The sequence below is a fragment of the Bradyrhizobium sp. USDA 4501 genome, from assembly GCF_054062115.1.
Genome location: NZ_JBSSEX010000001.1, coordinates 5517820 through 5540000 on the forward strand (window position 1 = coordinate 5517820; position 22181 = coordinate 5540000).

16 protein-coding genes, 2 tRNA genes, 2 rRNA genes, 1 pseudogene and 1 riboswitch (1 of these 22 running past the window's edge) are annotated in these 22181 nt (G+C 63.3%); of the genes and pseudogenes, 11 read left to right on the plus strand and 10 right to left on the minus strand.

The window, feature by feature from the left end; translation table 11 throughout:
- The first annotated feature begins 27 nt into the window (after positions 1–27).
- Positions 28–1017, plus strand: coding sequence for a Bug family tripartite tricarboxylate transporter substrate binding protein (locus tag ACVWZM_RS25140; RefSeq protein ID WP_456855187.1), 990 nt, complete (start codon positions 28–30; stop codon positions 1015–1017).
- A 35-nt stretch (positions 1018–1052) separates the two neighbouring features.
- Here the strand turns inward: ACVWZM_RS25140 and ACVWZM_RS25145 are convergent, their stop codons facing one another.
- The 5 genes and pseudogenes from ACVWZM_RS25145 to ACVWZM_RS25165 all read right to left on the minus strand — a co-directional run bounded on the left by ACVWZM_RS25145 (position 1053) and on the right by ACVWZM_RS25165 (position 5874).
- Positions 1053–1592, minus strand: coding sequence for a hypothetical protein (locus ACVWZM_RS25145; protein WP_076827452.1), 540 nt, complete (start codon positions 1590–1592; stop codon positions 1053–1055).
- Positions 1593–2151: 559 nt separating this feature from the next.
- On the minus strand, positions 2152–2604 hold the full coding sequence (locus ACVWZM_RS25150) for a VOC family protein (protein ID WP_309143558.1): 453 nt from the start codon (positions 2602–2604) through the stop codon (positions 2152–2154).
- A gap of 271 nt (positions 2605–2875) precedes the next feature.
- Entirely contained in the window at positions 2876–3808 is a 933-nt protein-coding gene (locus tag ACVWZM_RS25155) for a prephenate/arogenate dehydrogenase family protein (protein ID WP_057017866.1), read from the minus strand.
- Between the two features lie 4 nt (positions 3809–3812).
- Positions 3813–4910: a histidinol-phosphate transaminase gene (hisC, locus tag ACVWZM_RS25160; protein ID WP_168859392.1), complete on the minus strand. Its 1098-nt coding sequence runs from the start codon at positions 4908–4910 to the stop codon at positions 3813–3815.
- Positions 4911–5009: 99 nt separating this feature from the next.
- Positions 5010–5874: pseudogene (locus ACVWZM_RS25165) on the minus strand (chorismate mutase).
- Positions 5875–6048: 174 nt separating this feature from the next.
- Positions 6049–6128, plus strand: a riboswitch (SAM riboswitch).
- Between the two features lie 85 nt (positions 6129–6213).
- Here ACVWZM_RS25165 and metX point away from each other — a divergent pair.
- A complete protein-coding gene (metX, locus tag ACVWZM_RS25170) occupies positions 6214–7419 on the plus strand; it encodes a homoserine O-acetyltransferase MetX (protein ID WP_456855188.1) in 1206 nt (401 codons plus the stop codon).
- Positions 7416–8081, plus strand: a complete 666-nt coding sequence (gene metW / locus ACVWZM_RS25175) for a methionine biosynthesis protein MetW (protein WP_057017864.1) — start codon at positions 7416–7418, stop codon at positions 8079–8081. The genes metX and metW overlap by 4 nt, the downstream gene beginning before the upstream one ends.
- A gap of 91 nt (positions 8082–8172) precedes the next feature.
- Here the strand turns inward: metW and ACVWZM_RS25180 are convergent, their stop codons facing one another.
- The gene (locus ACVWZM_RS25180) at positions 8173–9045 is read right to left on the minus strand and encodes an alpha/beta fold hydrolase (protein ID WP_456855189.1); all 873 of its coding nucleotides are present in this window, start codon (positions 9043–9045) and stop codon (positions 8173–8175) included.
- A gap of 244 nt (positions 9046–9289) precedes the next feature.
- Here ACVWZM_RS25180 and ACVWZM_RS25185 point away from each other — a divergent pair, with 244 nt between their 5' ends.
- On the plus strand, positions 9290–9955 hold the full coding sequence (locus ACVWZM_RS25185; protein ID WP_229189179.1) for a TIGR02594 family protein: 666 nt from the start codon (positions 9290–9292) through the stop codon (positions 9953–9955).
- 42 nt (positions 9956–9997) lie between these two features.
- Here ACVWZM_RS25185 and ACVWZM_RS25190 read toward each other — a convergent pair whose 3' ends face one another.
- A complete protein-coding gene (locus ACVWZM_RS25190; protein WP_456855190.1) occupies positions 9998–10789 on the minus strand; it encodes an MOSC domain-containing protein in 792 nt (263 codons plus the stop codon).
- 55 nt (positions 10790–10844) lie between these two features.
- Entirely contained in the window at positions 10845–11360 is a 516-nt protein-coding gene (locus ACVWZM_RS25195; protein WP_456855191.1) for an N-acetyltransferase family protein, read from the minus strand.
- A gap of 58 nt (positions 11361–11418) precedes the next feature.
- Between ACVWZM_RS25195 and ACVWZM_RS25200 the strand changes: the two genes are divergently transcribed.
- From ACVWZM_RS25200 to ACVWZM_RS25210, 3 genes are all read left to right on the plus strand, one after another.
- Positions 11419–11982 (plus strand): helix-turn-helix domain-containing protein, encoded by a 564-nt coding sequence (locus ACVWZM_RS25200; RefSeq protein WP_076827465.1) that lies wholly within the window; start codon positions 11419–11421, stop codon positions 11980–11982.
- A gap of 190 nt (positions 11983–12172) precedes the next feature.
- Positions 12173–14824 carry an ATP-dependent chaperone ClpB gene (gene clpB / locus ACVWZM_RS25205; RefSeq protein ID WP_456855192.1) on the plus strand — a complete coding sequence of 884 codons (2652 nt, stop codon included), beginning with the start codon at positions 12173–12175 and terminating at the stop codon, positions 14822–14824.
- A gap of 294 nt (positions 14825–15118) precedes the next feature.
- Positions 15119–15529 (plus strand): hypothetical protein, encoded by a 411-nt coding sequence (locus ACVWZM_RS25210; protein ID WP_456855193.1) that lies wholly within the window; start codon positions 15119–15121, stop codon positions 15527–15529.
- Between the two features lie 15 nt (positions 15530–15544).
- Here ACVWZM_RS25210 and ACVWZM_RS25215 read toward each other — a convergent pair whose 3' ends face one another.
- A complete protein-coding gene (locus tag ACVWZM_RS25215; protein WP_057017856.1) occupies positions 15545–15802 on the minus strand; it encodes a hypothetical protein in 258 nt (85 codons plus the stop codon).
- Between the two features lie 94 nt (positions 15803–15896).
- Entirely contained in the window at positions 15897–17960 is a 2064-nt protein-coding gene (locus ACVWZM_RS25220) for a M23 family metallopeptidase (protein WP_225160476.1), read from the minus strand.
- Positions 17961–18968: 1008 nt separating this feature from the next.
- On the opposite strand from ACVWZM_RS25220, the gene ACVWZM_RS25225 reads away from it, so the two are divergent.
- The 4 genes from ACVWZM_RS25225 to ACVWZM_RS25240 form a co-directional block, all read left to right on the plus strand.
- A 16S ribosomal RNA gene (locus ACVWZM_RS25225) occupies positions 18969–20458 on the plus strand.
- A 211-nt stretch (positions 20459–20669) separates the two neighbouring features.
- Positions 20670–20746: transfer RNA gene (locus tag ACVWZM_RS25230), tRNA-Ile, on the plus strand.
- A 35-nt stretch (positions 20747–20781) separates the two neighbouring features.
- Positions 20782–20857: transfer RNA gene (locus ACVWZM_RS25235), tRNA-Ala, on the plus strand.
- Positions 20858–21259: 402 nt separating this feature from the next.
- Positions 21260–22181 (plus strand): 23S ribosomal RNA (locus ACVWZM_RS25240); it runs 1924 nt beyond the window's last position.
- Together the 16S and 23S rRNA genes with 2 tRNA genes alongside form the textbook arrangement of a ribosomal RNA operon.

Here is a 22181-nt window from a genome sequence, read left to right on the forward strand (position 1 = left end):
CTCACCAAAAAATCGGGGAGGGACTTCATGCCAGCGAAATTCACCCGCCGTCACGTCATCGCTGCCGGAACCGCGGCCGCTGCGATGCCCTTCCTGCCGCGCGGCGCCTCGGCGCAAGCCGCCTGGCCCTCGCGGCAAATCCGCATGATCTGCAGCTACCCCGCCGGCGGGCAGACCGATCTCCTGGCACGCGCCTTCGGCGAATTCATCGCAAGGCAAGTCGGGCAAACCGTCGTCATCGAGAACAAGGCGGGCGCCTCGGGCTCGATCGGCGCCGCCGAGGTGGCGCGTGCCGCGCCTGACGGTCACACCATCCTGTGCTCGATCTCGACCACTTACGTGATGAACCGCGCGATGATGAAGAACCCCGGCTACGACATGGACAAGGATCTGACGCTGGTCAGCGTGATCCCGGGCGCCGGGCTGCTGCTGGTCGCGAGCCCGAAATTGGGCGTCAAGACACTGGCGGAATTCGTCGCCTATGCGCGCAGCAGCGGCAAGGTGAATTTCGGCACCTATAGCGCGGGCTCCGCGCCGCACATGACGATCAACGAGCTCAACAAGCAGTATGGCCTCACCATCGAGCCGATCCACTATCGCGGCGAGGCACCGATGTGGACCGGGCTTGCGGAAGGCACGCTCGATGTCGCGATGGGCAGCTACACCGCCGCGCAAACCGTCCTGCAAAGCGGTCGCGGCGTCGTCTTCGGGGTGCATTCGAAGAAGGTCGACGCGATCCCCGAGATCAGGACGCTGCCCGAGCAGGGCACGACGTCGAAGTTCTTCACCGTGAGCGGCTTCTCGGGCTGGGCGCTGCCGAAGGCGACGCCGCAGCCGATCGTCGATCGGCTGTCGGAGATTTGCGTCGCCGCCAATAGCGATCCGAAGGTCAAGGAGGTGCTTGCGACCTTCGTGCTGGAGCCCGCGATCGGCTTCAAGGACAGCAATGCGCTGTATCAGCGCGAATTGCCGGTCTGGATGGAGGCCGCGCAGTCACTCGGCCTGCCGCCGGCTTGAAGCGATCCGGAACTGAAGGATGGCTGCATCGACGGTCACCATTCGTCGTAGAACCACTCCCTCGGGATACGAGGCCGCGCTCTTGCGTATGGCGGGATAGACGTCCGCTCGGGCTTGCGCGCGGCCGGCGCCGGCTGCGTCGGAGCCGGTGACGCCTTCGGCTCGGAAACCTTCGCGAGCGCTCGTTTCATTTCTTCCTGGCTCGCCTTGAGTTCCTCAATGGCTTTGGAGCTCTCGCGGGCCATCTGTTGCTGGTTCGCCTTTAGTTGCTCGATATTTCGCTCAACATTTGCGAGGTCGCGTGCGATCGTTTGCAGCAGCTGCGTCTGATCGGGAAGGGCTGTGTTGGCCGTCGGCGCGGCGTCCTGCGGTGGTGCGGTCTGAGGCAACGGCGTCGCTTGGGGCGGAGCGGCGTCTGCCGCGGCGACCTGAACGGCAGGTGGAGCGGGCTGCGCCGGAGGCTGCGGATCATCCGGCGGCAATGCTGGAGTTGAAACGAGCTGCGGCGCCCAACGGGCGACAAGCAGCTTGGCTTCCCCGCCATATGACGACTGCAAAGCCAGGGCAGCGACCACGATACATGCTGCCACCGACAAGGCGGTGAGGGCGCGGAATACCGGTCTTCGCGGGCCGCGATTGCGAGGCAAGTCCGGAAGAAGCAGGGCTGGGCCCGGAAGAAACGGGGTTGGGTCCGACCGAGGGCGGGTTTGGCTTTGCCGACGGGTGGGACGCGGCATCGCGCTCCATTCTTGCGAGCTGTTCACTCAAGCGCGTGAGTTCTTCATCGGCGCGCGCAATCTGCTTTTGGGCTTCCGCGAGTCGTTCGTCGGCGCGCGCGCTCGGGCTATCGTTCGATCCAACTGGGTTCGGAGTGGGCGTGGAGTTCATTGACGTTTCCCTTTCCGTCCAATGTCACCCAAGAGTGCCGACTCGGCTATCCGTCAGGGGCGATCAGCCTCCAGCACTCCCTTCAGTCTTGTCTAAAGAATGGCCGGATGATAGCGCGCCCGAGGTCTCGTGATAATGGGGCGGGATATTGGCCCGGGCTAGCCGAAGATCGGGTCCGCTCGGGTCAAAAGCCGACATCATTCCGCGCCGCTTGGGGCAATGCAAACGGCCCTGGCCAGCGTAGTCTCAGGCGTCCCGCTGGACCAACTCGAAGGTGATGCCCTCTGGGCCCTCGAACAGCCGGAGCTTCCGGCTGATGTAGTCCATCTCCTCGCTCAGCATGGTGACACCGTTGGCCACCAGGTGCGCGGTGGCCGCCTCGATGTCGTCGACGCGGAAGGCGAGGTGATTGAAGCCCAGCTTTCGCAGATTGGTCGGGTGCACCCCCGGATCGGTCCCCGGGAGCGGGTCGAACTGAAGCAGCTGGATTTCGAAATCCGCTCCTTCGAGTGCGAGGGTGATGTGCTGCGCTCTCATGGCCGGCATGCCCATGTACCGGGCGGGAACGCCGCCGTCGATGGTCGCGACGTGAGTCTTCTTGAAGCCGAGCAGTGCGAAGAATTCGATCGCCGGGCCGGCATCTGCCACTGCGATAGTCACATGATCCGGACTGAGTATCATCTGATCGCTCCCTGTCATCAGCGACGCGCCGGCTTTCCTGCTGGAGGCTATCAGCTCGCTCCGTCCGCCGGTAGGTGGGTCGGCCCTGCGGCGACACAATCCGACGGGCAACTCCAATTGTAGGATGGGTAGAGCGAAGCGAAACCCATCGATTTAAGCCCGCGGCGCCAATGATGGGTTTCGCTGCATCGTTGCGCGAAGCTGAAACGACGAGTCCCGTCAACCACACCCGCCGCGGAGTATGGGTCCCGGCTTTCGCCGGGACGACGAATGGAAAGAGTCGCCCCGGCTACTTCTCCAAATTCGCATGCGGCCGGCCGAAGTCGGGTGCGGCGGAGTCCTGGCCGGTCTCGACGATGCCGCGGCGGATGGCGCGGGTGCGGGTGAAGTGGTCGAACAGCGCTTCGCCGTCGCCGCGCCGGATCGCGCGGGTCAGCTTCGACAGATCCTCGTTGAAGGTGCCGAGCATCTCGAGCACGGCGTCCTTGTTGGCGAGGAATACGTCGCGCCACATCGTCGGGTCCGAGGCCGCGATGCGGGTGAAGTCGCGGAAGCCGCCGGCGGAGAATTTGATGACCTCGGATTCCGTCACCTGCGCCAGCTCGTCGGCGGTGCCGACGATGGTGTAGGCGATCAGATGCGGCAAATGGCTGGTAATCGCGAGCACGAGGTCATGATGGTCGGGCGTCATGATCTCGACCTTGGCGCCGAGCGCGGCCCAGAACGTGCGCAGCCGGTCGGTCGCCGCGGGATCGGTGCCTTCGGGCGGGGTGAGGATGCACCAGCGGTTGATGAACAACTCGGCGAAGCCGGAATCCGGCCCCGAATGCTCGGTGCCGGCCACCGGATGCGCCGGGACGAAGTGGACGCCGTCAGGCAGATGCGGCGCCATGTCCTTGACGACGGCGCCCTTCACCGAGCCGACGTCGGAGATGATCGCGCCGGGCTTCAGATGCGGCGCGATCTCAGCGGCGACCGGGCCGCAGGCGCCGACCGGGATGCAGAGGATGACGAGGTCGGCGTCCTTCACCGCCTCGATGTTGGTCTCGACGACGCGATCGACGATGCCGAGTTCGGCGACGCGCGCACGCGTCTTCTCCGAGCGCGCGGTGGTCACGATCTCGCCGACCAGCCCTTGCGCGCGCGCGCCGCGCGCGATCGAGCCGCCGATCAGGCCGAAGCCGATCAGCGCGATGCGTTGGAAGAGCGGGGCGGTGGTCACGATGTCACTTTCCGGCCAGGAAGTCGCGCAGCCCCTCGACCACGAGGCGGTTGGCCTCCTCGGTGCCAATGGTCATGCGCAGCGCATGCGGCAGCTTGTAATTGTTGAGTGCGCGCAGCACGAGGCCGCGCCGTGTGAGATAGGCGTCGGCTTCCGCCGCGGTCTTGCCCTTGTCGGTCGGGAAATGGATCAGCACGAAATTGGCGACGCTCGGCGTCACCTTCAGCCCGAGCTTGCCGATCTCCTCGGTCAGCCAGTTGCGCCATTGTTCGGTGTGGGTTCGCGACATCTGCACATGCGCCGAGTCCTCGATCGCCGCCACCGCCGCCAGCATCGCCGGCGTCGTGACGTTGAACGGACCGCGGATACGGTTGCAGGCATCGACGATATGCGCCGGCCCGAACATCCAGCCGATCCGCAGCGCCGCAAGGCCGTGGATCTTCGAGAAGGTGTGCGTCACCACCGTGTTGTCCGTGGTCGCGACCAGCTCGATGCCGAGCTCGTAGTCGTTGCGCGAGACGTAGTCGGCATAGGCGGCGTCGAGCACCAGCAGCACATGCGACGGCAGCGCGGCGCGCAGCCGTTTGACCTCGTCGAACGGGATGTAGGTGCCGGTCGGATTGTTCGGGTTGGCGAGCCAGACCAGTTTCGTGCGCGGCGTCACCACCTTGAGTATGGCGTCGACGTCGGCCGTGAAATTGGTCTCGGCCGCGATCACGTTCCTGGCGCCGTTCGCCATGGTGGCGATCGGGTAAACCAGGAAGCCGTGGGTGGTCGAGATCGCCTCGTCGCCGGGCGCGAGATAGGTGTGCGCCAGCAGGTTGAGGATTTCGTCGGAGCCGGCGCCGCAAATGATGCGGTCGGGATCGAGCCCGTAGGCGCGGCCGATCGCCTCGCGCAGCACGCGCGAGGTGCCTTCCGGATAGTCCTCGAGATGGTCAGCCGCCGCCTTGTAGGCCGCGATCGCCTTCGGAGACGGCCCGAACGGCGTCTCGTTGGCGGACAGCTTGAACACTTTGCGGCCCGGTTCCGGCACCGGGCTCTTGCCGGGCGTGTAGGGCGCAATATCGAGGATGCCGGGGTTCGGCACGGGGCGGGACATCATCAACTCCGAACAGAGCGTTTTCGAGCGAAGTGGATACCGGTTCGCGTGAAGAAAACGCGTCAAAACAAAAGCCTGGACGGGCGGCTGGCTCTTACTTCAGGTCCTGGCCGATCCGTTAGAGGGCACCGTATAGCGCGTTGCGTGGCTGCCGACGAGGGCCGACGAGCGGACCGAGGCGCCGGCCTTGATCAGGGCGAGCTTGATGGCCTCGAAACCCTTGTTCTTAAGGTCCTTGTCCGGTGACCGAGACCAGGAGCGCCGCGCCGTCGAAAGCGGTGTCGGGGACCGCGACGATCTCGGCGAGCGGCGCAAGCGCCCGGGCGACATCGGCGTTCCAGCCGGAGACGCGCACGCTCCAGGTCTGCACTTCGGTGACCATGGCGTCGTCGGCGACCCGCGAGATCACGAACACCGGCAGCGCGGCGGGATGGTCGGCGCGTTCGAGGAACGGCAGCCGCGCGATGATCTTCGGCGCGCCACTGGCCTCGAGCGCATTCCACCACGGCGTACGGCTTGCGATCGCGGAGACCAGCGCGAGGTCGCCCTTCGACTTCGCCACCGCCTCGACCGCGGCCTGTGCGCTGAAATGCGACACGTAAGGCACCACGAAGCCGAAGTGAAACCGCGCCGAGTCGCGCATGGCCGACTCGCCGACCGAAACGTCGGCATGCACCGCGAACGGCGCCTGCACATAGGTGAAGGTCGAGATGATGACGCGCCAGATGCTCTCGATGGTGTCGAGCGGCAGGATGCCGCGATGACGCCGCACCAGCTCGCGCATCATGCTGGCCTCGCGTGCCGGGCGGAATGCCGAGCCGACCTCCTGGGTCTTCTTGACCTGGATCAGGCGGTCGATGATGTCGCCGCGCGCCATCAACAGGCGGTGTACCTGCTCGTCGATCGCATCGATCTCCTTGCGCAGATCCTGCAGCGAGGGCGGCGACGGGGGTGGGTTGGACATGCTCTCAAACCTTGTCGTCGGGGCGGCCCGGTGCCGCGTCGGACAGGGTCCCTGATTAGGAAAGACGGGCAGCGAAAGCAAAGAGAAACGTCGCAGGCGTGCCTTGCGCATTCGGTTAACCAATTGGCCGTGGGCAGGGCTGTCTTGACGGCGGGGGGCGTGGGGACTACGTTCCCTGCGTCCCGTGGTCATTTGAGCCGGCCGGCTTGCAGCCACGTTAAACAACTCGCTAAACAGGCCGGGGACCTTATCAGCTCCCGGCCGAACCTTTGTTCAGGCCGGGTTTTTTATTGGCCTGAGGTCCGTCGAGCCCTCCCGCGCGGAGGCAGGGTCGCCTAGATGAGCAACGTGCGTCCGATACCGAGCCCACAAACCCCGAGCGATGATCGCGCCCATGAGGCCGACCATCCGTCGTCATTGGTGGCGAAGTTCGGGATGGACCAGCCGCTCAAGCTCGATTGCGGCGTCGATCTCGCACCATTCCAGATCGCCTACCAGACCTATGGCGAGCTCAATGCCGACCGCTCCAACGCGATCCTGGTCTGCCACGCGCTGACCGGCGATCAGCATGTCAACAACATCCATCCCGTCACTGGCAAGCCCGGCTGGTGGGAGACCATGGTCGGCATCGGCCGGCCGATCGATCCCGACAAGTACTTCATCATCTGCTCCAATGTGATCGGCGGCTGCATGGGCTCGACCGGCCCTGCGTCGTTGAACCCCGCGACCGGCAAGGTGTGGGGACTCGATTTCCCGATCATCACCATTCCCGACATGGTGCGTGCGCAGGCGATGCTGATCGATCGTCTCGGCATCACGACGCTGTTCTGCGTGGTCGGCGGCTCGATGGGCGGCATGCAGGTCCTGCAATGGACCACGGCCTATCCGGAGCGCGTGTTCTCGACGCTCGCGATCGCCTGCTCGACGCGCCACTCGGCGCAGAACATCGCGTTCCACGAGCTCGGCCGCCAGGCCGTGATGGCCGATCCGGACTGGCGCGGCGGCCGCTATGTCGACGAGGACACCCATCCGCATCGCGGGCTCGCCGTGGCGCGGATGGCCGCGCACATCACCTATCTCTCGGACGCCGCGCTGCATCGCAAGTTCGGACGGCGGATGCAGGACCGCGAGCTGCCGACCTTCTCGTTCGATGCGGATTTTCAGGTCGAGAGCTATCTGCGCTACCAGGGCTCGTCCTTTGTCGAGCGCTTCGACGCCAACTCCTATCTCTATCTGACCCGCGCGATGGACTATTTCGACATCGCCGCCGACCACAACGGCGTGCTGGCGAAGGCGTTCACCGGCATCCAGACCCGGTTCTGCGTGGTGTCGTTCACCAGCGACTGGCTGTTTCCGACCTCGGAATCGCGCGCGCTGGTGCATGCGCTGAACGCGTCGAGCGCGCGGGTGTCGTTCGCCGAGATCGAGACCGACAAGGGGCACGACGCCTTCCTGCTCGACGTGCCCGAATTCCTCGAGATCTCCCGTGCCTTCCTGCTGGCCGCAGCCAAGGCGCGCGGACTGAAGGACGGCGGCCGGTCATGAGCATGCAGCAGACATTGCCCTTGCCGGGTATCGCGCCGGAGCGGACCGGCGGCTATCGCACCGATCATCTGTTGGTCGCCGACATGGTGCGGCCGGGCTCGCGCGTGCTCGATGTCGGCTGCGGCGACGGCGAATTGCTGCAACTGCTGGAAAGCCGCGGCATCGACGGCCGCGGCATCGAGCTGTCGCGCGAGGGTGTCAATGGCTGCGTCGCCAAGGGGCTCGCGGTGGTGCAGGGCGATGCCGACACCGACCTCGTCAATTATCCGGATGATGCGTTCGACTACGTGATCCTATCGCAGACCTTGCAGGCGACGCGGCAGCCCAAGGTGGTGCTGGAAAATCTGCTGCGGATCGGCCAGCGCGCCATCGTCTCGTTTCCAAATTTCGGGTTCTGGAAGATGCGGCTGCAGCTGTTGATCGGGGGCCACATGCCGCGCACCGAGAATTTGCCGGCGAGCTGGTACGACACCTCGAACATTCATTTCTGCACCATCAAGGATTTCGTGCAGCTCTGCGAGGAGATCAACGTCAAGATGGAGCGCGCGGTGGCGCTCGATCTCTACGGCCGTCCGGTGCCGCTCAACCTGCCGTGGTGGGTGTGGAACATGTTCGGCGAGCAGGGTGTGTTCCTGCTCAGCAGGGGTGGGCAGGGGAAGTGACGTCATGGCGTCATTCCGGGGCACGCGAAGCGTGAACCCGGAATCTCGAGATTCCGGGTTCGGTGCTGCGCATCGCCCCGGAATGACAGGACTACACCGGCGCCGCCACCAGCGACCGCGGATCGCGTACCGGCCAGCGGCCGGCCTCGACCAGCGCGATGAAGCGCTCGACCATCTCGTTGAACAGCGCCGGCTCCTCGAGGTTGAGCACGTGGCCCGACTTCGGGAAGAACGAGAGGCCGGCGGCCGGCAGATGCTGCTTCAGGAACATGCTGGGCGCGATGCAATTGTCGTCCTCGTCGCCGCACAGGATCAGCGCCGGCGTCGCGGCGCGCTTGATGGCGTCGGTCATGGTGTAGATCGAGGGCCTGCCGCCCTGGAAGCTGCGCATCGTGTTGGCTGAGCCCCTGGCGTTGTGGCGAGCGAGCGCGGCGTAGAAATCGGCGTGGCCGCGCGGATCCTTGACCAGGAACGGAATCCGGCTCGGCGCTTCGCGCGTCACCTTGGCGACCTCGACCGCGCCGATGCTCTCATATTGCTCGGCATTGGCGCGGCACTGCGCGCGGAAGGCATCGAGATTCTCGAGGCTCGAGCCGGAGCCGACCGCGGCCAGCGTCATCGACAGCGCGCGCTCCGGCGCGTTGAGGGCGACCTGCAGCGACGAATAGGAGCCCATCGAGAGTCCGACGAAATGCGCCCTGGCGATGCCGAGATGGTCGAGCACGGCGAGCGCGTCGGTATAGAAGTGCTGGTAGGTGTAGACGTCGGCACTCGCAGGCACGTCGGACGGCGTGTAGCCGCGCGCCGAATAGGCGATGCAGCGGTGGCCGCGCGCGAAATAGCGCATCTGCGGCTCCCAATTGGTGTGATCCGCGGCGAACTCGTGCAGGAAGATGATCGGGGTTCCGCTGCCGGCCTCTTCGAAATGGAGGCGGACATGATCTTTCGTCGTGGCGTAGGGCATTGAAATTCTCCTCTCGTTGGCCGCCCCCAGATTTGCAGTTAATTTTCAAGGCCGCAATGCGGCAGTTCCGGTTCCTTTCTCGTCATCGAATCATCGCGGAAATGACCAAGAAATTGGTCCCGCAGTGCCGCATGAAATCTTCCTCGCGCCATCCCGATTTTCAAAACAACCGCCGTGTTCCCTTGAGTGTTTCCTTGGGAACGCGACGGGGAATTGGGGGGTGTTACAGAGGATCTAGTGAAGTATGGTTCAGTTGCTTGCGTGTCGCCGGTCGCTTTGTGTTTTGGCGCTGGCTCTGTGTTCGCTCACTCTCGCCGTGATCTCCGCCGCTCCGGCATCCGCCCGTCCGCATCATTCCCGTCACGCGCATTCGGCCCATGCCGGCCATCACGCGGGTCACTATGCACATCGTCATTATCGGCAGGCAGCGCGGCTGTCGCGCGCCGAGCGCCGCGCACTCGCGCAGCCAGGCGGGATCATCGAAACCAACGCAGCGCCGTTGCCCGGCAGCGCTGACCCCGTGCCCAACACGGGCGGCGTGATTGCGGCAAACGGCTTCGGCTCGTCCGGCATCGTCGCCGAGGCGCGCCGCTATCTCGGCGGCAATCCGACCGGCCGCTCCAGCCTGTGGTGCGCCCGCTTCATGAACATGGTGCTGCAGCACACCGGCCATCGCGGCACCGGCTCCGACATGGCGAGCTCGTTCGCCAAATACGGCACGCGCGTTTCGGGACCGCAGGTCGGCGCCATCGCCGTGATGAGCCGCCGCGGCGGCGGCCATGTCGGCATCATCACCGGCGTCGATGCCAAGGGCAATCCGATCATGATCTCGGGCAACAGCGGCCACCGCGTCCGCGAGACGCGGGTCTCGCGCGGCCGCATCTACGCCTATGTGATGCCGACCAACTGATCGCTCGAAAGCGGGGCGGGGCGCGCACGCGCCTTGCCCGGCCTACGACGCTACAGGTCCCTCAGCGGCAATCGTGTCGCCGACGGCGGCGCCGCCATCGCTGATGATCTCGGCATAGATGCCGCACTCATTGTTGCCGAAACGCTGCATCAGCGTGTTCGGCACCGAGAGGTCGCGCGCGCCGGTATCGGGATCGACATTGACCGCGGCGCAGCGGGTGATGCGCTTCACCACCCTGGCCCGGGCGCTGCCGATCGCAATGGTCTGGTCGAGCAGGCTGGCTTCATGCCAGGCCGGCCAGCCCTCGACATAGAGGTTGGCGCGGAAGCGCAGCGGATGGACCGGCGCCTGCACCATCTCCTCGATCGCCCGCAGGCTCGCCAGATTGATGATCGAGACCACCTTGCGCGGCACGTCAGAGAAGCTGTGCCCGGGGCTGACCAGCACCTTGGGCGGCCCCTTGATCTGGCCGGTATGACGATCGGCGAAATAGCGCTCGATCATGGCGCGGCCTTCCGCGGTCTCGAGGTCGCCCTGGGCCACCATCGCGCCATCCCGGCGCAGCGTCAGCACGTGGCTGTCATCGTCGAAATGGGCACGCAGCGGCGCCAGCCACTCGTCCCGCTGCAGCATCAGGAAATGCGGTTTCGGCAGCCATTTCGGCGCCGAGGGATCGAAACCGCTCGGGCCGTTCTCGATCGCATAGCGGCGATCGGAGCGGAGCGTCTCACCGATCTTGAACTCTGCGTGCGGCAGCGGCTCGGGCGTGAGACCCTTGACGGGATAGCGATAGATGCCGGTGATCCGGGCAGAGGAAGCGTGCGTGTTGTCCATTCGCCCGCTCTAGCCTGTTTGGCGTGCGAGGAGAACTGCCGCCCGCGGGAAGGTACTAGTCGGCGCGCGCCGCTCCAGGAGCGTCCAGCAGGCGTTGCATGAACACGAGATCGAGCCAGCGGCCGAATTTGCGTCCGACCTCCGGCATCCGGGCGACCTCGACAAAGCCGGCCCGCGCGTGCAGCCGCAGCGAGGCGAGATTGCCGCCGTCGATGCCGGCGATCATGACGTGCTTGCCGAGCGCGGTGGCCGCGGCGATCAGCTCGTCGACGATGATCCGGCCGAGGCCGCGGCCGCGATGATCGGCATGGATATAGACGCTGTGCTCGACGCTGTAGCGGTAGCCCGGGAAGGCCCGGAAGTCGCCGAATGTGCCGTAGCCGAGCACCGTCACTCCCTCGACGGCTACTAGCACGGGATAGCCCAGAGCCTGCCGCGCCGTCATCCAGGCCAGCCGCTCGGCCTCGGAATCCTGCTTCTCCGTCCAGATCGCGTTCGAGTTGGCGACCGCCTCGTTGAAGATCGCGGTAATCGCAGGGATGTCCTGCTCTGTGGCGGGGCGGATAATCATCGGTGGTTCCTTGACGGGCCTCTTGAACGGATCCCCATCGTCTATTATATAAGACGATATGTCAATTATAGAGGACAAGGCCGATGAGGCTCTCGGGCGGCGGGTTCGCGCCGAACGGGAGGGCCGCGGCTGGTCGCTGGCGGACCTCGCCGGGCGGGCGGGCGTGTCCAAGGCCATGCTCAGCAAGATCGAGCGGGCGGAGGCAAGCCCGACGGCGGCGACGCTGTCGCGGATCGCCACGGCCTATGGCCTGACCATGGCCGCGCTGTTCGAGGTTGCCTCACGCAATTCCCGCCTGCAGCGGGCCAAGGATCAGCCGGTGTGGCGAGATCCGAAGGCGGCCTATCTGCGGCGGCAGGTGTTCCTGCATCCGGCCAATCCGCTGGAGCTGGTGGAGATCGAGCTGCCTGCGAGGCAGGAAGCCGGCTTCCCCGCCAGCGCCTACCACCTGGTCCGCCAGGTGGTGTGGGTGATCAGCGGCCGCCTCACTTTGATGGAAGGGGCGGAGCGCCACGAGCTCGCTGCGGGCGACCGCGTCGAGCTCGGTCCGCCGTCGGACATCGTCTTCCGTAACGAAACCGCTCAGCCTTGCCGCTACCTTGTCGCCATCGTGCGGCGCTGAGCTTCATCGGGCGAAATCGCAGACCGTGGCTCTTCCGTTTTGGAACCAAGTGCCCACATCTGCGGCAAGCCTGAACAATGATGGCGACGACCAGAGGCTGGTTGAGGAACGTCAACGCGGCCCGCGGAAACCCAATGAAGATGCCGGAACCATGCCTGAATGGTGGTGACGGCAGGCCGAGGGAAAACGAATGAACATTGAGAAGTACACCGAGCGCGCGCGCGGATTCATCCAATCTGCCCAGTCGCTCGCAATGCGCGACGGTCACCAGCAGTTCTCGCCGTTGCATCTGTTGAAGGTGCTGCTGGACGACAATGAGGGGCTCGCCGGCGGTCTGATCGACCGTGCCGGCGGCAGTTACAGAGCGATCCTGAAAGCGACCGAAGAGGCGCTGAACAAGCTGCCGAAGGTCTCGGGCAATGGCGCCGGACAGGTCTACCTGTCGCCGGAGCTGGCGCGCGCCTTCGATGCGGCGGAAAAGGCCGCCGACAAGGCCGGCGACAGTTTTGTCACCGTCGAGCGGCTGCTGCTCGGGCTCACGCTCGAGAAGGGCAGCGAGGCGGCAAGCATTCTGAGCAAGGGCGGCGTCACGGCGCAGAACCTGAACGCGGCGATCGAAGCGCTGCGCAAGGGCCGCACTGCTGACAGTGCGACCGCCGAGAACGCTTACGACGCGCTGAAGAAATATGCCCGCGACCTGACCCAGGCTGCGCGCGACGGCAAGCTCGACCCGGTGATCGGCCGCGACGAGGAGATCCGCCGCACGATTCAAGTTCTGTCGCGGCGGACCAAGAACAATCCCGTCCTGATCGGTGAACCCGGCGTCGGCAAGACCGCCATTGTCGAGGGCCTGGCGCTGCGCATCCTCAATGGCGACGTGCCGGAGAGCTTGAAGGACAAGAAGCTGCTGTCGCTCGACATGGGCGCCTTGATCGCCGGCGCGAAATATCGCGGCGAGTTCGAGGAGCGGCTGAAATCCGTGCTGCAGGAGGTCTCGTCGGCCGAGGGCGGCATCATCCTGTTCATCGACGAGATGCACACCCTGATCGGCGCCGGCAAGACCGACGGCGCAATGGACGCGTCCAACCTCCTGAAGCCTGCGCTCGCGCGTGGTGAGTTGCACTGTATCGGTGCGACCACGCTCGACGAGTACCGCAAGCATGTCGAGAAGGATGCGGCGCTGGCTCGCCGGTTCCAGCCGATCTATGTCAGCGAGCCGACGGTCGAGGACACCATCTCGATCCTGCGCGGCCTCAAGGACAAATACGAGCAGCATCACGGCGTGCGCATCACCGACTCCGCGCTGGTGGCCGCGACCACGCTGTCGAACCGCTACATCACCGACCGCTTCCTGCCGGACAAGGCCATCGACCTGATGGACGAGGCGGCGGCGCGGCTGAAGATGCAGGTTGATTCGAAGCCGGAAGAGCTCGATTCGCTCGATCGCGACATCATCCGGCTGAAGATCGAGCAGGAGGCGCTGAAGAAGGAGAACGATGCCGGCTCCAAGAGCCGCTTGCAGACCCTGGAGAAGGAGCTCGCAGGGCTCGAGGAGCGATCGACGGCGCTGACGGCGCGCTGGAGCGCGGAGAAGAACAAGCTCTCCAATGCCCAGAAGCTGAAGAGCGAACTCGACGCGCTCCGCGTTGAGCTGGCCAATGCGCAGCGTCGCGGCGAATTCCAGAAGGCGGGCGAACTGGCCTATGGCCGGATTCCCGAGCTGGAAAAGAAGCTCGCCGACATCGAGGCGCAAGCGAACAGCAAGCCGAGCGGCGGCGAGATGATGGAGGAGGCGGTCACCGCCAACCACATCGCGCAGGTCGTCTCGCGCTGGACCGGCGTGCCGGTCGACAAGATGCTCGAGGGCGAAAAGGACAAGCTCCTGAAAATGGAGGACAGTCTCGCCAAGCGCGTCGTCGGCCAGGCTGAAGCCGTGCGTGCGGTGGCAACCGCCGTGCGCCGTGCCCGCGCGGGCCTGCAGGATCCGAACCGGCCGACCGGCTCGTTCATGTTCTTAGGCCCCACCGGCGTCGGCAAGACCGAGCTGACCAAGGCGCTCGCCGCTGACCTGTTCAACGACGAGACCGCGATGGTCCGCCTCGACATGTCCGAGTTCATGGAGAAGCACTCGGTCTCGCGGCTGATCGGCGCGCCTCCCGGCTATGTCGGCTACGACGAGGGCGGTGCCCTGACCGAAGCCGTGCGGCGCCGGCCCTACCAGGTCGTGCTGTTCGACGAGATCGAGAAGGCGCATCCCGACGTCTTCAACGTGCTGTTGCAGGTGCTCGACGACGGCCGCCTGACCGATGGTCAGGGCCGCACCGTCGACTTCCGCAACACGCTGATCATCATGACTTCGAATCTCGGTTCGGAGTTCCTGGTGAATCAGCCGGAGGGCGAGGACACCGCGGCGGTCCGCGATCAGGTGATGGGCGTCGTGCGGGCGCATTTCAGGCCGGAATTCCTGAACCGCATCGACGAGATCATCCTGTTCCACCGCCTGCAGAAGAGCGAGATGGGCCGTATCGTCGAGATCCAGTTCGCGCGGCTGACCAAGCTGCTCGAGGATCGCAAGATCGAGCTCACGCTGGACGCCAAGGCGCGGGACTGGCTCGCGGAGAAGGGCTGGGATCCGGCTTACGGCGCCCGCCCGCTGAAGCGGGTGATCCAGCGCAGCGTGCAGGATCCGCTGGCCGAGATGATCCTCGCCGGCGAGGTCAAGGACGGCGATCAAGTCGTGATCTCGGAGAAGGGCAACGTGCTGACCTTCAACGGTCAGGTGCCCAAAACCGCCGAGATCGTGCAGTTCGAGGCCCCGGTCTCGAAGCGCAAGCTGAACTGAGCGTTTCGATAGCGAAACCGGATGCGGCCTGGCGACAGGCCGCATCCATCGCCATGACATCGGCGGGCCGCATGCGACGGAGTTCCTGTTCGGCGGCCGGTTTTGTGAGCCCGAATTAATGAAACCGCCTCGGGACGGCGTTCGTTTTCATCCTGATGATCGGCTGGCGTGGCAAACGTCCCGCGCAGCTGCAAAGGGAAGTATTCGGTCCGAATCGCATCGCTGATTCGCGCGCCGCCTTGCATCATCCTGCAAAGCCACACCTCCGGTCGCCCTCAGCAGCAGGCGAATTGCATGAGCAGAGACCTCATTGCCCATAACCGGCCCGTCTATGACGATCTTCATCCCCGCGTCTACGGCGTAGCCGCCGGCCTCGTCGCGTGGTTCGCGGTGGCGGCATGGATATTGTTCGACCGTCAGGACGACGTCGAGCTGTCGCTGATGTTCGTCAGCGTATTGCTGTTCGTCGCGGTGCTGTTGCCGTGGGTGCTTTCGCTGATCCGGCAGAAATACGACGATCGGCACGACCTGCATCAGCGGTCGATTCCGTTCCGGGAGTGGCGGACCGGCGAATTCGCGGTCTGGGGCAGCACGATCAACAGCACCCATGCCACCATCGACATGCTGCTCCCGCTCGCATCCGTGGCGTTCGGGCTGACCGCGATCGGGATCGTGTTCCTGATCTGCGCCAGCCTCGCGCCGTAAATCTTGCCGGACCCGTCATTCCGGCGGGGCGATGGGCGGTGACGGCTCGTCGTCCTCGCCGGGCTCGAGTTCGGACAGGATATCGACCAGCTCGCGGGCGCGGCCGGTGGCCAGCGGCTTGCCGGCATTGATCAGCGGCTCGTCATTGGCGAGCCAGGCTTGCGCCTCGGCAAGCTCGGTGATCGTCGCCCCCGACGCGATAATCCTCGCGATCGTGACGTCGTCGGCGGAGCCGACGGCCTTCAGCACATCGTCGCGGGTGAGGCTTGCCATGCGCGCCTCCTCTGCAAGGTTTACCTAAGCGGACAAAGCCTGACCGGCGCGGATGGTTCCGGATGGAACGGCTTCCTGAGCGAGGTTTCCGCCGTCAGCGGTTGGTGGTGGAGCGCGTCTGCGACGTGGAACTGGTGGCGTCCGAGACGATTCGCGAGCTGCCGCGGCTGGACATCTGGGCCTCGATCCGGTCGCGCTCCTTCTCGAAGTTCGCCAGCATCGGGCCTTCGAGCGAACGGCCGCGCGGCAGCTTCACGCGCATCGGGTCGACGAATCGGCCGTTGACCAGGATTTCGTAGTGGACGTGCGGGCCGGTCGACTGGCCGGTCGAGCCGACGAAGCCGATCACCTGGCCCTGCCGCACCTTCTTGCCGATCTCCATGCCCTTGGCGAAGGCCGACATGTGGCCGTAGGCGGTCTCGTAGCCATTGGCATGCTTCATGCGGATATATTTGCCGTAACCGCCCTCGTATCCGACCTTCTCGAGCACGCCATTGCCGGACGCGAAGATCGGCGTGCCGTAGGCGGTGGCCCAGTCGACGCCGGTGTGCATCTTCACATAGCCGAGGATCGGGTGGCGGCGGCCGCCGAAGCCCGAACGCATGATCGCGTTGTTGACCGGCTTGCGTACCAGGAACTTCTTCGCGCTCTTGCCGGTCTCGTCATAGTAGTCGACGAGGCCGTCGTCGGAGCTCTGGAATCGGTAGTATTTCTTGGTTTCGCCGCCCACGGTCAGCGCGGCGTAGAGCACTTCGGTCTTTTCGGTGCTGGTGACGCCCTCGTCCTCGCCGGCAAAGAACACGTCGAACGAGTCGCCGGGCTGGACCTTGCGCTGGAAATCGACGTCGTAGGAGTAGATCTTGACCATGTCTTCGATGACGGTCGGCGGCACCTTGTTGCGCAGCGCGGTCTCGTAAATGCTCTGATAGAGCCGCACGCCGCTGCCATCATCCTCGTCATCGTCGCTGGAATTGTCGGCGGTCTCGGTGACGGTGTTCATGCTCTGCACGTCGACGGCAACGTATTTGCCGAGATCGGACAGCGCAGCGACGGCCTCGATGACGGATTCGTTGGCGACGATCACGCGATAGGGCTGCAGCCTGACATTCGGTCCGGGCGCGGCCGGCGCCATCAGGATTCGTACCTTCTGGCCTTCCTTCAGGCCGCCCTCGCGGCCACGCGGGCCGAGCGTTGCGGCGATCGCCTTCGCCTCGTCGGGCGTTGCGCCCTGATCGCGCAGGATCGAGGTGATGCTGTCGCCCTTCCTGACGACGTGAACCCGTTCGCCGACCGGATTGCCGCCGGTGACCTGCTCTTTGGTCTTCGGCAGCAGGGTGACGTTCTCAGGCACCACGCGGGTCTCGAAGCCGGCATAGGGATCGGAGGTGTTGCCCTCGGTGGCGTAGGCCATCCTCATGTCGGGGCCGGCGCCGCTCGCGTCAGCCGCGGCATTGGCGAGTGAAGCGTAGCGCACCGAGCCGCCGGAGCCGCGCCAGTTGGCTGCGTCACGGACCCGCATCAGCACGTCGTCGAGCGCGACGACGGCGGCGAGCTTGGCCTTCGGCAGCACTGAGCCGAGATCCTTGGTGACGAACGAGACCTCGGCGTCGGGCTCGGCCGCGGCATTCGGATCCTCGGCCGCGGCCGGCGTGTCGGAGCCGACATCGGTCAGCAGACGCTGCGCGTTGAACGCCGGGATTTTGGCCGACAGGTCGCTCGTGGTCATCGAGAGATTGCCGGAAATTCGGATGAAGGGCCGCACCCGCATCACGTCGCGATTGCCGACGCGGGTCACGGTCGACACGCGCACCAGGCTGCGGGAGGCGGAGGATTCGCTGGGCGGCGGCAGGCGGTCACCCTTGTGCAGGCTGACGACGCGATCGTTGCCGGTGAACGCGCCGCGGAGCGCGCCTTCGACACGCTCCGGCACCTTGGCGAAGGTCATCTCGCCGTCGAGCGACGCAAAAACGGCGCCGCCGATCAGGGCCGCGCCACATAGTCCAGTCAGAATGGTGCCGCTAAACCATTGAACGGAGACACGGCGACGGTCGATCACCGCGGCCTCGGTGCCGTCGACTGAAAGCGGCGGCTCGTGACCGAGATCGATCATCCCGGTCTCGCGCCCAATTCCGCTTCCGCGTGACGCCCGTTGGCTCAACCCGATATCCCCCCAAATTCCAGCAACTGCGATCGACCTCAGCTCGTCCTCGTCCCCACCTTGATCCCCCGAAGAGGAATCGCGGCAGTGTGGCGAGCTACACGCATCGAATTCGAGAAGCCGATGGCCATTAGCTAGCCGCGATCTCGAACGTCAATGGTGTGCAGATCTCTCGATGTTGCTCGGCCGCGAAGGGAAGAGGCGACGGATTCTTGGAGAAAATCGCCTGGTCCCCCAGAAAAACCGCCCCAGCCCCCACAGGTTACGAGCGGTTCAATGCATTCGTTATAGCCAGAACGTCGCAGGATTGTGGCTCAAGTGCGGCATTTGAGGTGGAAAAGCTTCCCTGAAAGCAGGTCGATGCGCGCCGCCCGGCCCCGGGGCGGTCGGAACCCGTTTTGGAGGGCCTCACGGGCTGCCCGGCGACGAACTTTTTTTAAAGTTTTTTGCCGCGAGGGCTGGGTGGCGAATTTTTACCTCCGACCTAAGCCACGGAAAGCACGAGAATTTCTTCGCACTGCACAAGCGATTTGGGCGTGCGACGATTTGTTGACAATGGCCGTTGACAATCCCGAGGGGTGCGGACTATAAACCAACCACTGAGCGCGGCGCCGCCGGGTCACTGACCAAGGCGAGCGAACGCGCCACTGATGCTCCTCACTTCGATGAGTGACACAACAGCCGACATAAATCGGTTGAAGTTCACCGTCGGCCGGTGAAGGGTAGAACCACCCTCTAAGGGTGTGGGGTCATCGGATCCCGGGCTGTTTGACAAGTGAAGATGAAGAAAGAGAAACGTGGACGGCGGAGTCCTTGCGTCTCTCGGAATACTTGAAAGCTTCGGCTTTTGACTTCTGAGAGTGGACGAAAGACTTCGGCGGTACACGTTTTAAAGGTTACACCATCGCTGCCAACGATGTGAATCGCAGGCGGCTCGTTGACTTCGGTCGACGAAGAATGGTGGGACCTCGTCAAACGTTGTGATCAGCCGGTTCAAGGTTTCAAGTCCAACTTGAGAGTTTGATCCTGGCTCAGAGCGAACGCTGGCGGCAGGCTTAACACATGCAAGTCGAGCGGGCATAGCAATATGTCAGCGGCAGACGGGTGAGTAACGCGTGGGAACGTACCTTTTGGTTCGGAACAACTGAGGGAAACTTCAGCTAATACCGGATAAGCCCTTACGGGGGAAAGATTTATCGCCGAAAGATCGGCCCGCGTCTGATTAGCTAGTTGGTGAGGTAATGGCTCACCAAGGCGACGATCAGTAGCTGGTCTGAGAGGATGATCAGCCACATTGGGACTGAGACACGGCCCAAACTCCTACGGGAGGCAGCAGTGGGGAATATTGGACAATGGGCGCAAGCCTGATCCAGCCATGCCGCGTGAGTGATGAAGGCCCTAGGGTTGTAAAGCTCTTTTGTGCGGGAAGATAATGACGGTACCGCAAGAATAAGCCCCGGCTAACTTCGTGCCAGCAGCCGCGGTAATACGAAGGGGGCTAGCGTTGCTCGGAATCACTGGGCGTAAAGGGTGCGTAGGCGGGTCTTTAAGTCAGGGGTGAAATCCTGGAGCTCAACTCCAGAACTGCCTTTGATACTGAAGATCTTGAGTTCGGGAGAGGTGAGTGGAACTGCGAGTGTAGAGGTGAAATTCGTAGATATTCGCAAGAACACCAGTGGCGAAGGCGGCTCACTGGCCCGATACTGACGCTGAGGCACGAAAGCGTGGGGAGCAAACAGGATTAGATACCCTGGTAGTCCACGCCGTAAACGATGAATGCCAGCCGTTAGTGGGTTTACTCACTAGTGGCGCAGCTAACGCTTTAAGCATTCCGCCTGGGGAGTACGGTCGCAAGATTAAAACTCAAAGGAATTGACGGGGGCCCGCACAAGCGGTGGAGCATGTGGTTTAATTCGACGCAACGCGCAGAACCTTACCAGCCCTTGACATCCCGGTCGCGGACTCCAGAGACGGAGTTCTTCAGTTCGGCTGGACCGGAGACAGGTGCTGCATGGCTGTCGTCAGCTCGTGTCGTGAGATGTTGGGTTAAGTCCCGCAACGAGCGCAACCCCCGTCCTTAGTTGCTACCATTTAGTTGAGCACTCTAAGGAGACTGCCGGTGATAAGCCGCGAGGAAGGTGGGGATGACGTCAAGTCCTCATGGCCCTTACGGGCTGGGCTACACACGTGCTACAATGGCGGTGACAATGGGATGCTAAGGGGCGACCCTTCGCAAATCTCAAAAAGCCGTCTCAGTTCGGATTGGGCTCTGCAACTCGAGCCCATGAAGTTGGAATCGCTAGTAATCGTGGATCAGCACGCCACGGTGAATACGTTCCCGGGCCTTGTACACACCGCCCGTCACACCATGGGAGTTGGTTTTACCTGAAGACGGTGCGCTAACCGAAAGGGGGCAGCCGGCCACGGTAGGGTCAGCGACTGGGGTGAAGTCGTAACAAGGTAGCCGTAGGGGAACCTGCGGCTGGATCACCTCCTTTCTAAGGATGATCCTTCAGATCAGCTCACGCTATCTATCGGATCGTTTTAGAAACATTCAGGGGCCAACAGTTTCAGGATTGTTGAGCTCCATTGGCGGGATTTCGCCGTCTTCGTTTCTCTTTCTTCGCGGACGAACACGCGCCAGGGGCTGAGCGCTGTGCGATGTACCGACTTCAGGTCGAGTGCGCGCCGGCATGTCTCTCGTGTTAGGGGCTTGTAGCTCAGTTGGTTAGAGCGCGCGCTTGATAAGCGTGAGGTCGGAAGTTCAAGTCTTCCCAGGCCCACCATTTTGATCGAGTGCGGAGCATTCGTCTTCTGGTACGGGGCCATAGCTCAGCTGGGAGAGCGCGTGCTTTGCAAGCATGAGGTCGTCGGTTCGATCCCGTCTGGCTCCACCAGATGGAATTGAAGCTCGATAGCGCCTCGTTCATTTCGTCCGCGAAACATCACTTCGCACTCATTGGTCCGGATGGACGGTGACGTGCGTGTTTTCTGACATCGTAAAGAGGAGATCGATCCGAGTTTGGATCAAGCGAAGCAATTCGCCTGAGCCATTCATTATCTCCGGGATCATTTCGGCGCTCGCTTCAATCGTGAGATTGGATGCGGGTTGTAAATGATCCCTTTTAGCGAAGCTTGACCGCCTCGCTATCGGGCCGATCTTACGAAGCAAGCTGGTCTTTCTAGTCAATGTCCGGCTGCGCAATCGCATTCATCGAGGATGCGTGCCTGAGACTTCGGTCTTCGGGCGGTTGTGCAGACAACATTCTGCCGAGTGTGTGGACATTGATAATGAGAGCAATCAAGTGCCTTAAGGGTGTTCGGTGGATGCCTTGGCGCTGAGAGGCGATGAAGGACGTGCTACGCTGCGATAAGCCGTGGGGAGCTGCGAAGAAGCTTTGATCCGCGGATTTCCGAATGGGGAAACCCACCTTCGATAGCCGGAACTCCAAGACCTTGTGTGTTGGGGTTCGACCAGAAATGCGAGAAATCAAACCGCGAGGTTTTGGATTTCCGGTTATCAAGAGAAGGTATGAGACCTCTGAATAAAATAGGAGGTTTTAAGCAAACCCAGGGAACTGAAACATCTAAGTACCTGGAGGAAAGGACATCAATCGAGACTCCGTTAGTAGTGGCGAGCGAACGCGGACCAGGCCAGTGATACATCAAAGACAATCGGAACCTGTCAGGAAAGCAGGGCCTCAGAGGGTGATAGCCCCGTACGAGTAATGCGATGATGTATCCACGAGTAAGGCGGGACACGTGTAATCCTGTCTGAACACGGGGGGACCACCCTCCAAGCCTAAGTACTCCTCAGCGACCGATAGTGAACCAGTACCGTGAGGGAAAGGTGAAAAGCACCCCGACGAGGGGAGTGAAATAGACCTGAAACCGGACACCTACAAACAGACGGAGCCCAAGATACGTTCTGGGTGACGTCGTACCTTTTGTATTATGGGCCAGCGACTTAATTTAACGAGCAAGCTTAAGCCGATAGGCGAAGGCGTAGCGAAAGCGAGTCTGAATAGGGCGTCAAGTTCGTTGTATTAGACCCGAAACCTAGTGATCTAGCCATGAGCAGGTTGAAGGTGAGGTAACACTCACTGGAGGACCGAACGGGTGCCTGTTGAAAAAGGCTCCGATGACTTGTGGTTAGGGGTGAAAGGCCAATCAAACTGGGAAATAGCTGGTTCTCCGCGAAAGATATTTAGGTATCGCCTC